This is a genomic window from Mammaliicoccus sp. K-M42 (genome assembly GCF_022386375.1).
GTDB lineage: Bacteria > Bacillota > Bacilli > Staphylococcales > Staphylococcaceae > Mammaliicoccus > Mammaliicoccus fleurettii.
In genome coordinates this window covers 1-17,820 of the sequence record NZ_JAJNIS010000021.1, presented here as the reverse complement: position 1 = coordinate 17,820, position 17,820 = coordinate 1, and the positions used below count along the sequence as shown (strand labels likewise).

At 33.0% G+C, this 17,820-nt stretch carries 22 protein-coding genes; 1 reads left to right on the top strand and 21 read right to left on the bottom strand.

The window, feature by feature from the left end; all coding sequences use genetic code 11:
* Positions 1-14: 14 nt before the first annotated feature.
* The 12 genes from LQ668_RS10100 to metG all read right to left on the bottom strand — a co-directional run bounded on the left by LQ668_RS10100 (position 15) and on the right by metG (position 10,695).
* Positions 15-659 (bottom strand): 50S ribosomal protein L25/general stress protein Ctc, encoded by a 645-nt coding sequence (locus tag LQ668_RS10100; protein WP_107509485.1) that lies wholly within the window; start codon positions 657-659, stop codon positions 15-17.
* Between the two features lie 130 nt (positions 660-789).
* Positions 790-1,752: a ribose-phosphate diphosphokinase gene (locus LQ668_RS10095; RefSeq protein WP_107509492.1), complete on the bottom strand. Its 963-nt coding sequence runs from the start codon at positions 1,750-1,752 to the stop codon at positions 790-792.
* Between the two features lie 46 nt (positions 1,753-1,798).
* Positions 1,799-3,157: a bifunctional UDP-N-acetylglucosamine diphosphorylase/glucosamine-1-phosphate N-acetyltransferase GlmU gene (gene glmU / locus LQ668_RS10090; protein ID WP_107509484.1), complete on the bottom strand. Its 1,359-nt coding sequence runs from the start codon at positions 3,155-3,157 to the stop codon at positions 1,799-1,801.
* A 211-nt stretch (positions 3,158-3,368) separates the two neighbouring features.
* Positions 3,369-3,716: a septation regulator SpoVG gene (spoVG, locus tag LQ668_RS10085; protein ID WP_107509483.1), complete on the bottom strand. Its 348-nt coding sequence runs from the start codon at positions 3,714-3,716 to the stop codon at positions 3,369-3,371.
* A 60-nt stretch (positions 3,717-3,776) separates the two neighbouring features.
* Positions 3,777-4,151, bottom strand: coding sequence for a RidA family protein (locus LQ668_RS10080; RefSeq protein ID WP_078358376.1), 375 nt, complete (start codon positions 4,149-4,151; stop codon positions 3,777-3,779).
* Between the two features lie 17 nt (positions 4,152-4,168).
* The gene (gene purR, locus LQ668_RS10075) at positions 4,169-4,993 is read right to left on the bottom strand and encodes a pur operon repressor (RefSeq protein WP_078358377.1); all 825 of its coding nucleotides are present in this window, start codon (positions 4,991-4,993) and stop codon (positions 4,169-4,171) included.
* A 70-nt stretch (positions 4,994-5,063) separates the two neighbouring features.
* A complete protein-coding gene (ispE, locus tag LQ668_RS10070) occupies positions 5,064-5,912 on the bottom strand; it encodes a 4-(cytidine 5'-diphospho)-2-C-methyl-D-erythritol kinase (RefSeq protein ID WP_078358378.1) in 849 nt (282 codons plus the stop codon).
* 147 nt (positions 5,913-6,059) lie between these two features.
* Positions 6,060-6,323, bottom strand: coding sequence for a biofilm formation stimulator Veg (gene veg / locus LQ668_RS10065; protein ID WP_016999916.1), 264 nt, complete (start codon positions 6,321-6,323; stop codon positions 6,060-6,062).
* A 99-nt stretch (positions 6,324-6,422) separates the two neighbouring features.
* Positions 6,423-7,313 carry a 16S rRNA (adenine(1518)-N(6)/adenine(1519)-N(6))-dimethyltransferase RsmA gene (gene rsmA / locus LQ668_RS10060; protein ID WP_078358379.1) on the bottom strand — a complete coding sequence of 297 codons (891 nt, stop codon included), beginning with the start codon at positions 7,311-7,313 and terminating at the stop codon, positions 6,423-6,425.
* 4 nt (positions 7,314-7,317) lie between these two features.
* The gene (gene rnmV / locus LQ668_RS10055; protein WP_078358380.1) at positions 7,318-7,860 is read right to left on the bottom strand and encodes a ribonuclease M5; all 543 of its coding nucleotides are present in this window, start codon (positions 7,858-7,860) and stop codon (positions 7,318-7,320) included.
* A 54-nt stretch (positions 7,861-7,914) separates the two neighbouring features.
* Positions 7,915-8,679, bottom strand: a complete 765-nt coding sequence (locus LQ668_RS10050; RefSeq protein WP_119634362.1) for a TatD family hydrolase — start codon at positions 8,677-8,679, stop codon at positions 7,915-7,917.
* 21 nt (positions 8,680-8,700) lie between these two features.
* Positions 8,701-10,695: a methionine--tRNA ligase gene (metG, locus tag LQ668_RS10045; protein ID WP_107509482.1), complete on the bottom strand. Its 1,995-nt coding sequence runs from the start codon at positions 10,693-10,695 to the stop codon at positions 8,701-8,703.
* Positions 10,696-10,928: 233 nt separating this feature from the next.
* Between metG and LQ668_RS10040 the strand changes: the two genes are divergently transcribed.
* A complete protein-coding gene (locus LQ668_RS10040) occupies positions 10,929-11,204 on the top strand; it encodes an AbrB/MazE/SpoVT family DNA-binding domain-containing protein (protein ID WP_078358383.1) in 276 nt (91 codons plus the stop codon).
* Between the two features lie 60 nt (positions 11,205-11,264).
* On the opposite strand, the gene rsmI is transcribed toward LQ668_RS10040, so the two are convergent.
* The 9 genes from rsmI to LQ668_RS09995 are packed head-to-tail and all read right to left on the bottom strand — an operon-like array spanning position 11,265 to position 17,593.
* The gene (gene rsmI / locus LQ668_RS10035) at positions 11,265-12,107 is read right to left on the bottom strand and encodes a 16S rRNA (cytidine(1402)-2'-O)-methyltransferase (protein ID WP_107509481.1); all 843 of its coding nucleotides are present in this window, start codon (positions 12,105-12,107) and stop codon (positions 11,265-11,267) included.
* A gap of 1 nt (position 12,108) precedes the next feature.
* Positions 12,109-12,357: a GIY-YIG nuclease family protein gene (locus LQ668_RS10030; RefSeq protein ID WP_107509480.1), complete on the bottom strand. Its 249-nt coding sequence runs from the start codon at positions 12,355-12,357 to the stop codon at positions 12,109-12,111.
* Positions 12,350-13,078, bottom strand: coding sequence for a tRNA1(Val) (adenine(37)-N6)-methyltransferase (locus LQ668_RS10025; protein WP_107509479.1), 729 nt, complete (start codon positions 13,076-13,078; stop codon positions 12,350-12,352). Before LQ668_RS10025 ends, LQ668_RS10030 begins: the two co-directional genes overlap by 8 nt.
* A 47-nt stretch (positions 13,079-13,125) precedes the next feature.
* The gene (yabA, locus tag LQ668_RS10020; RefSeq protein ID WP_107509478.1) at positions 13,126-13,461 is read right to left on the bottom strand and encodes a DNA replication initiation control protein YabA; all 336 of its coding nucleotides are present in this window, start codon (positions 13,459-13,461) and stop codon (positions 13,126-13,128) included.
* 14 nt (positions 13,462-13,475) lie between these two features.
* Positions 13,476-14,282 (bottom strand): PSP1 domain-containing protein, encoded by an 807-nt coding sequence (locus tag LQ668_RS10015; RefSeq protein WP_078358388.1) that lies wholly within the window; start codon positions 14,280-14,282, stop codon positions 13,476-13,478.
* A gap of 4 nt (positions 14,283-14,286) precedes the next feature.
* Positions 14,287-15,213, bottom strand: coding sequence for a DNA polymerase III subunit delta' (locus tag LQ668_RS10010; RefSeq protein ID WP_078358389.1), 927 nt, complete (start codon positions 15,211-15,213; stop codon positions 14,287-14,289).
* Between the two features lie 52 nt (positions 15,214-15,265).
* Entirely contained in the window at positions 15,266-15,595 is a 330-nt protein-coding gene (locus LQ668_RS10005; RefSeq protein ID WP_078358390.1) for a cyclic-di-AMP receptor, read from the bottom strand.
* 33 nt (positions 15,596-15,628) lie between these two features.
* Entirely contained in the window at positions 15,629-16,249 is a 621-nt protein-coding gene (gene tmk / locus LQ668_RS10000) for a dTMP kinase (RefSeq protein WP_078358391.1), read from the bottom strand.
* Entirely contained in the window at positions 16,250-17,593 is a 1,344-nt protein-coding gene (locus LQ668_RS09995; protein ID WP_107509477.1) for an aminotransferase class I/II-fold pyridoxal phosphate-dependent enzyme, read from the bottom strand.
* Positions 17,594-17,820 lie beyond the last annotated feature (227 nt).

The following is a 17,820-nucleotide window of genomic DNA, read 5'->3' as shown; positions in this document are numbered from 1 at the left end:
AGCTATTTAGAAGCTTATTTTTCTTCTTCAGCTTCTTCTTTGTCTGCTTCTTCTTCAGCTACTGCATCTGCTTCTTCAGCTGCAGTTTCTTCAGCGTCTTCATCAGGTTCTTCTGTAGGAGGAACAACTGTTACAACTGCTTCTTCTTTATCGTTTTCGATAGAATATTTTTCAGTTGCATTTAAGTCACCTACTAAGTAGCTATCACCGATACCTAATTCTGTAATATCAACTTCGATATTTTCAGGAATTGCATCTGGAGTTGTTGTTACTTGTAAGTTGAATAATGGTTGTTGAACTACGCCGCCTTCAGAAGCACCAGCTGCTTCACCTACTAATAATACAGGTACATCAACAGTTAATTCTTCTTTCATGTTGATTGCTAAGAAGTCAACATGTGTGATTTGGTTTTTAAGAGAATCATATTGATAATCTGAAACCATCACTTTGATTGATTTAGAACCAACGCCTAATTCGATAACACCGTTACGTCCAACTTCACGAATTGTTTTGATGAATTCAATTTCATCAACTTTAACAGATGTATTTTTAGCACCGTAACCGTATACTACTGCTGGAATAACACCTGAAGCTCTTAATTTACGTAAACTAGAACGAGTTTGTTTACCTTGACGGATAACTGACTTTAATGAAGTCATTATCTTTTCCACCTTTCATACTTGCGCAATATGCGCTCCTACACTCACCCATCAACATTAAATGTTGCTTGTAAGTGGTTATTTAGTCCATTAAAATGAACCGTTTGTTATTATACACGAATATTAAAAATTAATCAAATAGCACACTAACTGATTCTTGTTCATACACACGCACGATAGCTTGTGCTAATAATTCTGCTACAGATAACTCTTTAACATTGGCTGGTTTTCTATCTTCTGGCAACTGTATAGAGTTTGTAACAACTAATTCTTTAATATGAGAACTTTCGATACGTTCTTTTGCAGGGCCAGATAATACTGGATGAGTACAACATGCGTATACTTCTTTTGCACCTTTTTTAACGAGTGCGTCAGCAGCTAAAGTGATTGTTCCAGCTGTATCAATAATATCATCGATAATGATAGCAGTCTTACCATCTATGTCCCCGACGATATTCATCACTTCTGCGACATTTGGTTTTGGACGACGTTTATCAATAATTGCTATAGGTGTTTTAAGACGGTCTGCCATTTTACGAGCTCTTGTTACTCCACCATGATCTGGTGATACAACAACTGTTGATTCAGGGTCCAAACCTTTTTCTAAGAAGTAGTTGGATAAAATTGGTACGCCCATTAAATGATCAATCGGTATATCAAAGAACCCTTGAATTTGAGGAGCATGTAAATCAAGTGCTATCATTCTACTAGCGCCAGCTTTTTCAATAATGTTTGCCACAAGTTTAGCTGTGATAGGTTCACGACTTCTTGCTTTACGATCTTGTCTAGCGTAACCATAATAAGGCATTACAATATTAATGTTTGCTGCTGATGCACGTTTACAAGCATCAATCATAATTAATAATTCCATCAAGTGTTCATTTACTGGATTTGATGTTGGTTGAATAATAAATACATCACAACCACGAATACTTTCTTCAATATTAATTTGAACCTCACCATCAGCAAATCTCTTAACTGTCGATTTCCCTAATGGAATTCCTACTAGATTTGCAACTTCTTGTGCTAAAGGCTGATTTCCTTCAAGTGAAAATATTTTTAATGAAGAGTTCTTATATTCAGTATTCAACATTTCTGTTCCTCCAATATCATTTTGACTCATTTTTTGACGGCTCCTTTTATTTCGTTTTGTAGTATCCTTGTTTTGTAGTTTGTCTAGCACGACCAAGCGCTAAACTTTCATCAGGCACATCATCTGTAATTGTTGAACCTGCTGCTATGAATGATCCATCTCCAACTTCTACTGGTGCAACTAGATTTGAATTACATCCAATAAACGCATCATCTCCTATAATGGTACGGAATTTATTAACTCCGTCATAATTAACAGTTATTGAACCACAGCCAATATTTGTTCTTTCACCTACTTCTGCATCTCCAATATAACTTAAGTGAGAAACTTTGGCGCCATCTTTCAAGACTGCTTTCTTAGTCTCTACGAAGTTACCAATTTTTGTCTCTTTACCTAACTCAGTACCCGGTCTTAATTGTGCAAAAGGTCCGACTGTAGAAAATTCACCTACAACAGAATCTGTAATCACAGATTGCTTAATTGTTGCATTATCTTTAATTGTACTATTTTTGATGTCAGAATTCATTCCAATCGCAACATTTTTTCCTATAATTGTTTTGCCAGCAATTCTTGTACCTGGTTCAACTACTGTGTCTTCACCAATCACAACGTGTTTTCCTATATAAGTTGTAGCAGGATCCACAATTGTCACACCATTTATCATATGTTGTAAATTAATACGTTCTTTCATTTTCTGCTCTGCTTTTGCTAGTTGTACTCTATCATTCACACCCATAATGCCATCTACGTCATCCGTAATGTATGCAGCCACTTTTTCATCTTCTTCTTTTAAGATTCGTATAACGTCTGGTAAATAATATTCACCTTGAGCATTATCATTTTGTACTTTTTCTAAAGTTTCGAATAATTTTTCATTATCAAATGCAAAAATCCCAGAACTAATTTCGTTTACTTCAACTTGCCCTTCTGTAGCATCTTTTTGTTCAACAATTTCTGACACTAAACCAGATTTGTCTCGAATAATCCTACCATAACCAAATGGATTACTCACTTTTGCAGATAATACAGTTGCTACAGCATTTTCATTTTCATGAAATGTTAACAGCGAGCTAATAGTCTCATCACTAATTAATGGTGTGTCACCACACACGACAATTGTTGTGCCCTTGTTATTTCCCAATATATCTTTAGCAGTTTTAACTGCATGAGCCGTTCCTAATTGTTCTTCTTGATGTACAAACTGAGATGCATGACCAATAGTATCTTTAACCTTTTCTGCTCCATGTCCAACAACTGTAACTACTGTTTCTACACCAGCATTTTTAACGCTATCAATAACATGTTGAACCATTGCTTCACCAGCTACCGGATGTAAAACTTTGTAAAGTTTAGATTTCATTCTTGTACCTTTACCAGCAGCTAATATGACTGCATATTTTTGCATTACAAATACCTCCATTTATACACACTTTATTATATTATAATTTAATTCTCATATGACTATCAAGGAAGAGTTATTTTTTAAAGAATAAATTTGTTATAAATAATTCATTTTTTTAAAATATTTTATAAAATCGCACAAAAAAACTGTCGGAAAGTCTCATACTTTTCGACAGTTTTTAACATTTCAACAAAACTATATTGTTTTGGATATGTTATTCTTCTTTTTCTTCGTTTTCTTCTTTTTCAGTTTCTGATTCTTCAGTTTCTGTTTCAGAATTTTCTTGAGCTGATTTTGGAATTATCACTTCATCAGTTTCATCATAAACTTTCATAACCGCTTCTTGTATTTCTTGTCTCATTTCAGAGTTAATAGGATGCGCAATATCTCTAAACTCCCCGTCAGGTGTACGTTTACTAGGCATAGCAACAAACAGTCCTGAATTTCCCTCAATTACTCTTAAATCGTGAATAACAAAGGCATCGTCTAAAGTAATTGAAACCAACGCCTTCATTCTTCCATCTGTTTGAATTTTTCTCAATCTCACATCTGTTACCTTCATGATTTGTGTGCCCCCTGTTTTGTCTATTTAAAGTAGCAGCATCATATTAATTGAAGTTAGTTATTTTATTTTTGCGATCATTTCAATCTCAACTTTTACATCTTTTGGTAAACGTGCGACTTCCACACAACTTCTAGCAGGCAAATGTTCATTAAAATACTCTCCATAAACAGAATTGATGTCTTGGAAATCATTCATATCTTTTATAAAGATTAATGATTTAACGACACTATCTAATGTAGCGCCACTTTCTTCAAGTACTATTTTTAAATTCTCAAGTACTTGCTTCGTTTGTGCTTTTACATCATCTGATACGACTTCACCTTGCTGATTTAATGGTATTTGACCTGAAGTAAATACTAAACTATCTACTACTACTGCATGGCAATATGGCCCTAATGCTTCTGGAGCGTTTGCTGCGTTAATACTTTTCATGTTGAATATCTCTCCTTTTAATTAAATCTTTTCAAACAGTTGCCTTCTTCTACTGAAAATTGTTGATTGTATTCGTCTACGTCAGATAATCTAACTAAAGATGTATAATCTTCAATCAATCGATGTTTAACTTCTTTTGATTCTACAAGTACTGATACCCCTTTTACTGTAGCCTTAAACTCATTCATCAAATTGATTACGCCATTTATAGAGCCACCTGCTCTCATGAAATCATCAACAATTAATACATTCGAATATTCAGCTAATGTTCTTTTAGATAATACCATTGTCTCAATCTTTCTCGATGAACCCGAAACGTAGTTTATCGATACTGTTGATCCTTCAGTAACTTTATTATCTTTTCTTATAACAACAACTGGCAAATTAAGTACTTTTGCAACTGCGTTAGCTAAAGAAATCCCTTTTGTCGCTATTGTAACAACCGCATCAAGTTCTTCATCCATGTACATAGTAGCAATTAATTCTCCTACTTGATTTAATAATTTAGGATTACCTACTAAATCTGACATAAATAAATATCCGCCTGGCAGCAGTCTTTCTTTCTCTTTTAGCAATTCACATAGCTTTGCTATCAATTCACGCGCTTCTTCAACATACATTTTAGGGCGATAAGTAACACCGCCACTCGCTCCTGCAGTTGTCTCAATAATACCAAGTCTTTCGGCATTAAACGTTTCTTTGATAATTTGTATGTCTTCGCTAATAGACGACTTTGCCTGACCAAAATGATTAACAAAATAAGTCAGCGGTACTAGTTCGTTCGGATGTTTCAATAAATATTGTGTCATATAAACGATTCTTTCACTTCGTTTAAAACGCATTTATAAAACCCCAATCTCTATTACGTATTTTCAAGAATAATTATACTATAATTGTACGTGTTCTACAAAATCAGCCAAGAAGACGTGCAATATAAACGTCATTACAACATCCCATTAAAGCATTGTACACTTGCTTAGCTTGTCGTTCTTTTTGCACAAAGCCGTATACAGTTGGTCCACTTCCACTCATTAGTGCAGCATCCACACCACTATTTTTCATAGTATTCTTTAGCTTCTCAACTTCGGGATATAACTTCATCGTGACCTTCTCAAGACTATTACCAAGTGTTTGGCATAGTACTCCATAATCGTTTTTTTCTAAAGCATCTCGGCAGTCTTGTGTGCGCACTTCAATCTTGTCATCCAAATTTAAAGCCCCATATATTTCAGGTGTTGATACGCCGATATCCGGTTTAGCGATAACTACCCAGGCAGAAGGTGGTTTTGGAAGGTGTGTTAATTTTTCACCTCTACCTTGGCACAATGCCGTCTTTCCATAAATACAAAAAGATATATCCGATCCAATTTCTGATGCAAGTTCACTTAAAGATTCCAGTGATTCGTTTATACCCCACAATTCATTCAAGCCTCTAAATGTTGCAGCTGCATCACTTGAACCACCTGCCAATCCTGCAGAGATAGGTATGCTTTTTTCTAATGAAATCTTCACACCTTCTTTAATATTGTATTTATCTTGCATCAATTTCGCTGCTTTATATGCTAGATTTCTGTGATCACTTGGCACGAAATTATGTTCAACATCAATTATAATTTTACCGTCATCTCTACTTTCGAAAGTCAATCGATCATTTAAATCGACTGTTGTCATTATCATCTCTACTTCATGATAACCATCATCACGTTTGTACAATGTATCTAGTGTTAAATTAATTTTTGCTGGTGCAGTCTCATAAATCATATACTTGCCCTCTCTAAAACTTATTATTATGATTTTACCATAAATAAAAGTTAGAAAGTATTAGCTTTATTCTATTTTTCGCATAATAAAAAACCCTACGCCATATCACAGTCATATCGCGTAGAGTTTTTTATTAAATACTTTAATTTACTGAACTATAAATTCTTCTTTATGTTCATTCATAAAAGTTACTTGGACATTCTCAGTTAATACATCAGTGTATGTATAAGATACACGTTCAAAATTATGTTTCTCTTGATCTAATTCGACCACGAAAACTGATGGATACGTTTCCTTAAGCACGCCACTGCGCTCAATTAACTTCTTACGTCCTCCATTAGCTTTAAGTACAATACGATTTCCTAATTGACAATCTAATATTTTTTTGATGTCTACTAAAGTCTTCGGCATATTGACCCACCTCGCTATAAATAAAATTATACTACGAAAGTGGTATTTTGTCAAATAAAATTTAAATTTTATCAATTAGAGAACGCATTGTCAATATATTTACACAGATAAATTTGGGTATTTTTTCAAATTGTTACAAAGATGTGCATATTCTTGTATTGTTAGCGTTTCCCCACGTCGCTTAGGATCTATGTTTGAAGCACTTAACCACTCAAGAATTTCATCTTTATGCAACTTACCTTCTTTAATTGTACTAATATAATTATTTAAAATTGTTTTTCTACGTTGTGCAAATGCACCTTTTGAGAGTGTGAACAATAATTTTTCATCATCTACTTCTACAATAGGTTCTTTACGAGTAGTCAATTTAATTACAATAGAATCGACATTAGGTGGAGGCATGAAGACAGTCTTAGGGACGACTAAAACACGTTCAGTTTCAGTATAATACTGACAAGCTATGGATAATGAGCCATAACTTTTACTTCCAACTTGTGCATTTAAACGTTCTCCAACTTCTTTTTGCATCATAACGACATAACCATCGATTGGAAGGTGATTCTCTAATAAGTTCATCAATATCGGTGTCGTTATATAATATGGTAAATTAGCTACCAACATTATCTTATCGCAATCTTGTAAATGTGTTTTTATTTCTTTTTCAACATGAGCTTTTAGTATGTCTTCATTCACAACAGTAACGTTATCATATGGACTCAATGTATCTTCTAAAACTGGGATAAGCCTTTGGTCAATTTCAAAAGCTAACACTTTCTTAGCTGTTCTAGCTAATTGTTCTGTAAGAGACCCCATACCCGGACCTACTTCTATTACACCTGTATTTTCGTCTATATCACTAGCAGAAATAATGTTTTGTATAATGTTCGTATCAATTAAGAAATTCTGTCCTAAACTTTTTTTGAATTTAAAACCATATTGATCAAGCAATGCTTTTGTACGCTTTGGTGTTGCAATATCTTTATCGTTCATCCTGTCACTCCTCTTTATATCCAAGTGCTTCTTTTACATCTTTTTCAGTATAACCGAAGGCATTTAATTTGTTTAGCAATTGTTTACCATTTGAATGGCCAATATTTAATTTACTACAAAGCTTTTCTCTTTTTCTTCTTGAGTCTTTACCTATAATTAATCCTAAATCGATTAAGACTGACTTGTCTATCGTTTCTATATTAGCTTCCAATGGAGAACTAACATTAAGCAATGCATCTTTAACCGTATTTAGAGACGCATGTTCAACGCCAATTTTCCCTCTTTTATTTTTAGCTTTTTCTCTTGGAATAAATGCGTGTTTAACGCTTGGTATATATTGCTTAATTGTATTTCTAATCTTATCACCCGGGAAATCAGGATCCGTTAATACAATCACACCTCGTTTTTCATGAGCTTGCTTTATAACCTCAAGTGTTTCTTTAGTTATTGCGGAACCATTTGTTTCAATCGTATCGCAGTCTACAGCACGCTTCACATTAACTGTGTCGTCACGCCCTTCTACTACAACAAATTCGTTTATCTTCATGATATCTTCCTTCTTTAAAGATGCCCCAAAACAACCGTTTTGGGGCATCTTATTTTATAATTTAAATAATCTTTCAGCATTTTTTGTAGTTGCTTCACAAACTTCTTCATATGAAAGTCCTCGTAGTTCAGCGATTTGCTCAGCAACAAGTTTAACGCGCGCTGGTTCATTTCTCTTTCCTCTATAAGGATGAGGTGATAAGAAAGGCGCATCCGTTTCAACTAACAATCTATCTAAAGGTACATGTTGAGCTACTTCTTTAGGTTGTTTAGCATTTTTAAAGGTAACTGGTCCACCTAATGAAACATAAAAATTCATTTTTAATATTTCATCAGCTATTTCATTTGAACCACTGAAGCTATGCATAATACCGCCAACTTCACTTGCACTTTCTTCCCTTAAAATGTCTACACAATCTTGAGTCGCTTCTCTGTTATGAATAATAATAGGTAGTTGCACGCGTTTAGCTAATGCTATTTGCTTTCTAAATACTTCTTTTTGAATATCCTTAGGTGATTTATCCCAATGATAATCTAGTCCCATTTCACCTATACCAATAATTTTTGGATGCTTAGAAAGCTCTTCAATCCACTCTAAACGTTTTTCTGTACAGTCAATCGCATCGACAGGATGCCAACCAATAATTCCATAAATAAAATTGTATTGGTCAATCAGTTTCATTGTTCTTTCGATTGTTTTTGTATCAAATCCAACAACGAACATTCTATCGATACCTTCTTCTAATGCTCTGTCTATAACTTCTTGTAAATCCTCGTCATATTGGTCGGCATTTAAATGGACATGTGTATCTATTAGCATTCGAACCATCCTTCCAATTCTTTACTTAATGATAGATCCGTTTTGTATCGCATTAGGTAAGCTTACTAATGTAAGTGTACTGTCTTTTTCGGCAGATAAAATCATACCTTCTGATAGTTCACCACGTAATTTTACAGGTTTTAAATTTGTTACTACTGCAACCTTTTTACCTACGATATCTTCAGGTTTATAAAATTCAGCTATTCCTGAAACAATTTGTCTTTTTTCGAATCCTAAATCAACTTTAATTTTTAACAATTTATCTGATTTTTTTACATAATCAGCTTCTGTAACTGTTGCTGCTTTGATTTCTACTTTATCAAATTGATCTATCGTGATTTCAGGTTTAGCATTTACTTCTTCTACTTCAGGTTCTGCCTCTTCTTCTGGTTCAGTTGAAGTACCACCCTGCATAGAGTCTTTAATGTAAGCAACTTCTTGCTCAACATCTAATCTTGGGAAAATAGGTTCTGGTTTATCAATTACTTTTATGTCTTGATCTATAGCACCATAAGTTTCGATACTTTCAAATGTATCAAGTTTACCTTTTTCCAAGTTTAATTGGCGGAAAATTTCATATGGTGCGTGAGTTAAGAACGGACGTAATAATACAGCAGCAAATCTAATGTTCTCTACTAAGTGAATCATTACATTTTCTAACATTTCTCGTTCATTTTCATCTTTAGCAAGCACCCATGGCGTCGTTTCATCTATATATTTATTTGTACGACTAATTAATTTCCATATTTCAGCTAAAGCAACTGAAAACTGCATATTTTCCATAGATGAATAGAAATTATCTTTTATGTCTAAGGCCATTTGTTCTATTTCTTCATCAAGTGGATGTAGTTTACCTTTGTATTTAGGAAGAACACCATTAAAGTATTTATTAACCATTGCAATCGTACGGTTAACTAAATTACCTAAATCATTTGCTAAATCATAATTCGTTCTTTCAACAAATGCTTCAGGTGTGAATACACCATCTGCTCCAAATGGCAACTCTCTCATTAAGTAATATCTTGTAGCATCTAATCCATATTTATCAATTAATACATTAGGATCAACAACATTACCTTTAGATTTACTCATCTTGCCATCTTTCATTAAAATCCAACCATGAGCAAATTCTCGTTTTGGCAGCGGTAAGTCTAACGCCATTAATAGAATCGGCCATATGATCGAATGGAAACGAACGATTTCTTTAGCCATTAAATGCACATCGGCTGGCCAATATTTTTTGAATAGCTCATCGTCATCAGATAAGTAACCAAGCGCAGAAATATAGTTCACTAGCGCGTCAATCCAAACGTATACAACGTGTTTAGGATTAGATGGCACTTTAATACCCCAATCAAAAGTAGTTCTAGAAATAGCTAAATCTTCAAGACCAGGTTTAATAAAGTTATTAATCATTTCATTTTTACGAGAAATCGGCAAAATGAAATCTGGATTTTCATCAAAGAACTTCAATAATCTATCAGAATAGTTATCCAATTTAAAGAAATAACTTTCTTCTTTAACTAGTTCTACCTCATGACCAGAATCAGGACTTTTACCTCCGACAATTTTCCCGTCTTCATATACTGGGTCGACAAGTTGTGTTTCAGTATAATAAGTCTCATCTGGTATAGAATACCAACCTTCATACTCTCCTAAATAAATGTCGCCTTGTGCTAATAATTTTTCGAAAACTTTTTCAACAACTTGTTTATGTCTTTCTTCAGTAGTACGAATAAAATCATCATTTGAAATGTCTAATTTTTTCCATAAAGATTGGATACTTTCAATGATGCCATTTAAATATTCTATTTCAGATAAGCCTGCTTCTTTAGCTTTTTCTTGAATTTTTTGTCCGTGTTCATCTGTACCTGTTAAATAATGAACGTCATAACCTTGTAATCGTTTATATCTTGCAATTACATCACCAGCAACCGTTGTATACGCATGACCTATGTGTAAATTCCCGCTCGGATAATAAATCGGCGTCGTAATGTAAAAAGTTTCTTTCGTCATCGGCGTTTCCTCCTAATATCTTATCTATATAATATACCGAAAATTAAGCATTTTTTCAATATTCCCCTATTATAGTAAGGGCTTCATGAATTGTTTTTTATTTGAAAAATTAAACGCTTGCAATATATTGTATTATTGACATTTCCTTGAATTCATATTAGTATACTATTTATATAATTGTCGAATGAATGTCGAATTAGATAATTATGGTTTTATTAAACGGAGGTAAAATGATGAAATCAACTGGAATCGTGCGTAAAGTAGATGAACTAGGCCGTGTAGTAATTCCAATCGAATTACGACGCATATTAGACATCGCTGAGAAAGATGCTTTGGAGATTTATACTGATGATGATAAAATTATTTTAAAGAAATATTCACCTAACATGACATGTCAAGTTACTGGCGATGTTTCAGAGGAAAATTTTGTATTAGCTGATGGTAAAATCGTCTTAAGTAAAGAAGGCGCTCAGCAATTAATTAACGAGATTGAAAACAAATCAAAATAATAAAAGGTCCATATTAAAAAAGGAAAATTTAAAGTACACTGTACTTTAAATTTTCCTTTTTTATTTTTCGACATGATAAGACTCATATACATCTCTTTTTTTCATCTTTCTATCAACAGATACTTGTTTTATGGCATCCTTAGATTTCATATCATGTTCTTTTATATAAATTTCGACATGCTGATTTAAATCCATGCCTTCCCACCAATGAGTCTCTTGACTAGATTCATCTATTCCTTCAATCAAAATAACGAATTCGCCTTTTTGCGGAATCTTCTCTTCATCTAACATTTGTTCTATCACTTCTATTTGATTCGTTTCAACTTGTTCAAACTTTTTAGTGAGCTCTCTTCCTATTGCTACTTTTCGTTCAGGGTCTATCTCAGCAATGGCTCTTACAGTTTGTTTAATTCTATAAGGAGATTCGTAAATCATAGATGTCGATTCTCTACTCATCCATTTTTGAAGGACTTCATGTTTTTCTTTAGCATGCCTTGGTAAAAAACCTAGAAATACAAATTTGTAAGATGGAAGTCCACTTGTCATCAAGGCTGTTATTGCAGCGTTTGGTCCCGGAATTGTTTCAACTCGGAAATCTTGCTCTCTCACTTGATTCACAAGTTCGTATCCAGGGTCACTAATACAAGGACAGCCTGCATCAGAAACTAACGCAATTTGCTTACCCTCTTCTAACAGTCTTAAAATTTGTTCTGAAGACTTATCTTTATTATGTTCATGATAAGACTTTAAAGGTGTTTGTATTTGATAATGTTGGCAAAGTTTAGCTGTCACACGTGTATCTTCACAAAAAATATAATCCACTTCAGTTAAAGTCCTTACTGCGCGATATGTGATATCTTCTAAATTTCCAATTGGCGTTCCCACTAAATATAATATAGACATATTAATCATCCTTTATAAGTGCTAGTTTTTGCTTTCTAGTTAATTGCTTAAGTGCATATTCTCTTTTCAATGCTTCTGACTTATTATCAAATATTTCATGATATACAAGCTTAACAGGACGTCTAACTCTTGTGTATTTAGCACCTTTTCCATCGTTATGAACTTTCAATCTTCTTTCCAAATCTGTTGTATATCCAGTATATAGTGTATGATCTTTACATTCTAATATATATGTATAATGTTTATCCATAATAGACAGCCTTCATTTCTGCTGAATATTCACCATTTGCATCATAGATATAAAACGGTTGTTCTACTTTCAAACCAACCTGACCACCACTTCGACCTTCAACTAATATCGTGACTGCTTCTGTCTTTTTCGGCGTACTGTAAACCATTCTTAATCTTTTAGGTTCAATATTATATTGTCTATACAGACTTAAGACATCCATCAGTCTTTCTGCCCTATGAACCATCACTAATTTACCACCTTGTTTCAATAAATGCTTACTCGCTTTTACGACATCCTCAAGCGTACACAATATTTCATGTCTAGCTATTTTATGTGCTTCCTTTTGATGTTGCATTTGCTGATTTTCTTTAAAATATGGTGGATTAACTGTCACTACATCAAATGTAGAAGGCATATATGTATTCGATACATTTTTTAAATCCATATGTTCAATCGAAATTTGATCTTCAAGTCGATTATGACGTAATGTTCTTTGAGCCATTTCTACTAACGCTTCTTGAATTTCTATACCTTCAATTGTAGATTGAGATTTATAAGCTAATAACAATGGAATGATACCGTTACCTGTGCATAAATCCATTACTTTATCTTTATTACGTACGCTAGTAAATTCTCCTAATAACAACGCATCAGTTGAAAATGAAAACACTTCATCATTTTGAATAATTTCATATTTCTCTCTTAATAATTGGTCGAGTCTTTCTCCTGAATTAAGCATTAAAACACCTCATTTAAAAAATCAGGCATATTAAATGCCTGATTCATTTAGTCTCTATTTAGCACTTCTAAACAAAATAAACAATCTTGTCCTTGTCTATGTTTACCAAATAATTCTCCACGACAAATGTGAAATCCTTCATGATATAACATAGCGAAATTGTCTCTGCTTTGAAGTGGCTTTGTTTTTTTGTTTGTTTTTTTCTGTTGTGGCACTTCATTAGATTCAATTACTCTCTTCAAGCTATCATTTTCCATCTGAAGCGCAACATTATCTTCAACTAATTCCACTGCCTGGTTTTTCAACTTTTCCATGTGGTCATTAATTTGTTTAAGTTCATTTTCTAGTGTCATAATCGTTTCAAACAACTCGTCCCTATTCACAATATAATCCTCCCTTATGAATGGACTTCAAGTAATTCATCAAGTTTATAATCAAAAAGTTGTTCGAAACCTTTCACTTTAACTTGCATAGTTATATCTAAAATATTCAATCCTACCACTTTACCATCACCCTCAGGCGTAACAACAGTTGTACCAACATCAGGTAATTCATTTCTCACATCTTCATAATAGTCATTTTCATATTTTAAACAACACATTAATCTACCACATGCACCTGATATTTTAGTTGGATTTAGAGATAGATTTTGATCTTTAGCCATTTTAATTGAAACTGGCTCAAAATCACCTAAAAATGTTGAACAACAATGAGAACGACCACATGGTCCAATTCCACCTAATAATTTCGCTTCATCTCTGACACCGATTTGTCTTAATTCAATACGTGTCTTTAATTCATAAGCTAATGATTTAACTAGTGTTCTAAAATCTATTCTATCATCCGCAGTAAAATTGAAAATAACTTTGCTTTTATCTAATGTGTATTCACAGTTTACAAGTCTCATGTTTAACTCATGATTTTTAACAAGTTCTTTACACAGTGACAATGCATCTTCTGCGTCTTTTAGATTATCTTGATACTTCTGCACATCTTCTTCAGTAGCATGTCGAATAACTTCTTTAAGAGGTAAGACAACATCGTCTTTTCCAACATGGCGGTTAGTTAGTTTAACTTGGCCCAGTTCAATCCCACGTTTAGACTCTACTACTACTAAATCATTTTCCTTAAAACGTTCCCCATTAGGTGAGAAATATTCTTTTTTCCCAGCTACTTGAAATTGAACACCTATTATTTCATACATTCTATCACCTCTTCCCATTTATAACCATTTGTTCTAACACTAACGTTGCATTCACGTTTTGAGCTAGTTTGCGGTTAGCTTCCGTAATAACTTGTATATAATTCGAGATATCATTCAATGATAAATATTTACTTATTTCTGCAATTTCTACTTCTAAATCTGGATATGCTTTAATTACATCTAGTTGTATTTTAGCATGTAATATATCTTGAAAATAAGTATTTAAACTATTTAAAAATAATTGCTGTAAAGGACGTGTATTAGCAATTTTTGTGCATTCGATCAAATATATCAACGCCATTTGTTTATCTTTTACCATTAATTCCGCTAATTTAGTTACTGATTTTCTTAGTTGTGTAAACGATTGCTCTTCAGTTAGTGAAATGGCTTCTTCTTTATCTGAAGTAATAAAGCTAAGTGTATGTGCAATCGCAGAAGAAATACCAGACAGTTTTAATTCTTCTATATAATTTTCTTTCGATGCTGGTTTAAAATGAACAAGTTGGCATCTTGAATGTATTGTTGGTAATATTTGATCTTTCTTAGTTGTAAGCAACAAGGCAATCGTATTTGGAGGTGGTTCTTCCAAAAATTTCAATATACTATTTTCACCCTGTACTGTTAGTTTATCAAAAGCTTCAATAATGTAAACTTTATATTGACTTTCTATTGGCTTTTGATTCATTTTTCTTAATAATTCTTCTATTTGTTGTTTCTTTATAGTCGTTTCATCTGTTTGTATATATACGAAATCCGGGTGGTTAAAACTTTGAACTTTTGAAATACAAGCTTGTTCAGCATCACATAATATCTGTTCTGCAAAATACATAGCTGTAGACTTCATTTCAAACATGTTATCTCCTTCAAATAAATAAGCATGAGATAACTGTTTAGCACTTAATAAATGATCAATTTCTTTTGTTAATTGCATTTTTTACGCTCCTTGCAATAAAAAAGCTGCACAAACGGCAGCTAATCAGTTCTTAAAATTGATGGAATTGTTCAATTGGCATAACGAATACTGTCGCGCCACCTACTTCAACTTCTACTGGGTATGGAATATAAGAATCCGCACTACCGCCCATTGGTGTGATAGGTGAAACAAGTTGTTCACGATTACCACAAGTTCCATCGATTACACGTAATAATTCATCTACACGTTCATCTTTAACACCGCATAAAAATGTTGTATTTCCGGCTCTTAAAAACCCACCTGTTGTTGCAAGTTTAGTGGCCCTAAAATCCTTTTCTATAAGTGCTTCTGACAAGTTTTGACTATCTTGATCTTGGACAATCGCTATTATCATTTTCATAACTAAACACCTCTTTATATATTATATCATATTTTAAACTTGTTTCAGAAATTTTACTATCATGAAATACGCTTCTTCTATAACCTTTTCTAATGGTTGAGTTGCATCAATAACTTTAATTCTATCTGGATACTCAGCAATCAATTTTTTGTAACCATCTGTTACTTTATGATGAAATTCAATTTTTTCTTTATCAAGACGATTAGCCTCACGCTGATTATCTTTAATTCTGTTTAATCCAATTTCAGCAGGTACATCAAAATATAAAGTCAAATCTGGATAACGGCTCTCAATAGCAAATTCATTAATTGCCTTAACTTCTTCTACCCCAATTTCACGAGCGTAACCTTGATAACTTAACGAACTATCAACAAAACGATCACAAAGTACGATGCCGTCTTTATTTAATTGAGGTAAAATTTTCTCTACTAAATGTTGTCTTCTCGCAGCTGCAAATAATAATGCTTCTGTTCTTTCATCCATTTCATCATCACTGTCTAACAATAGATTTCTAATAGCTTCGCTTATTTTGATACCACCTGGTTCTCTCGTAAGCAATATATCATAATCATCTTCTAGCATCTCAAAAACTTTATGTATAACTGTTGTTTTCCCAGAACCTTCTGGCCCTTCAAATGTTATAAATTGACCCATTTATTTTTCATCCTTTACGCTAATTTTCATGTTTTTTATACCTTCCACTCTACCACCTTTATCAAGCCATTGTAACAGAGAATCTATGATTTCTTTGGTAATATATTCTCCCTTTAAAATAACTGGTACACCCGGTGGATATGGAACAACATCAACAGCAGAAATTTTTCCTACTGATTGAAACAACTCAACTGTTGTCGTATCACCGACATCAATATATTTGTAAGTAGTCGAATGTATCGGTAAATTAAAGCATGTTTTCTTTATTACTTTACTTTTAAAATTCATTTTGAATTGATTAATACGTTCTATTAATAGATCAAAAGGAAATTCATCCGAATGATGCCACAATGGTAGTACCAATAGAATAAAATGATTATGACATAATTCAATATAGATGTTTGAATCTTCGAATATTTTTTGCACTTCAAATCCGGATAATTTATCATGAGACACAATTAATTTAAGAGGGTCTTCTAGACATCCCACCGTAAATCCTACTTGCTCCATAGTATCTATTAATATTTTTCTATTCATTTTAAATATCTCGTCATGATATTTTTTATAAAACTGTTCAGCCTTTTCTAAACTTGACATAACTAAATATGATGGGCTGGAAGTCTGCAGCATCTTTAAATAATCTTGAATTTTGGATTTTAAACTTAAATCTTCTTTAATATAAATAACAGAACCCATCGTCAAAGCTGGTAATGTTTTATGATAGGATTGTACAACAATGTCTGCCCCAAACTCTATTGAGGATTTTGGAAAATATGGACTTATGCCAAAATGAGCACCATGAGCTTCATCTACTAATACAGGAATATGATGTTTTTTTAACACTTTTATACTCTCTTCAATATTAAATGTTTCTCCATAATAATTTGGATATGAAAAAACAGCTAACTTCACTTTAGACAAATCAAGATTATCTAATGAATTCACACCATTATACTGTCCTGTTTTCTCTGAAACAGTCATTGGCATCCATTTTGCATCTTGTTTTGTTAAATTTAATGCATTGTATATTGATTTGTGAGCATTTCTAGGAATAAGTATTTCACCTTGTAAATGTTGTACACCATAAATAACGGATAATATCCCAACTGTTGTACCATTTACTAAATACTGGCCACTATAATCAGAGTATCTGTTTAGCTGAGACATACTTTCTTGAATACATTCCTCAGGTTGATGTAAATCATCTAATCCAGTTATTTCAGTCATATCCATCGCTATATTCAACTCTTTTAAATATCCTATCGTGTTGTTATGATGACCTGGAACGTGGAGAGAGATAGCATCCTTATTCTGTAGAGAGTTTAGCTGTTCATTTATATTCATAACAATTACCTCTTATTTTATATTCTTCATCATTATATCAATGATTATCATAGTCGTCATTAGATAGAAAGGATATGCAAAAGCCTTATTCTTCAGTATAAATAGTAATACTTTCAGACTATCTTAAAAATTTGCAAAAAAAAAGAGACCTAACAGGTCTCGAGTGCGGCTCATCGCATCCATTTATAAATATTTGCCCGGCAACGTCCTACTCTCGCGGAACGTAA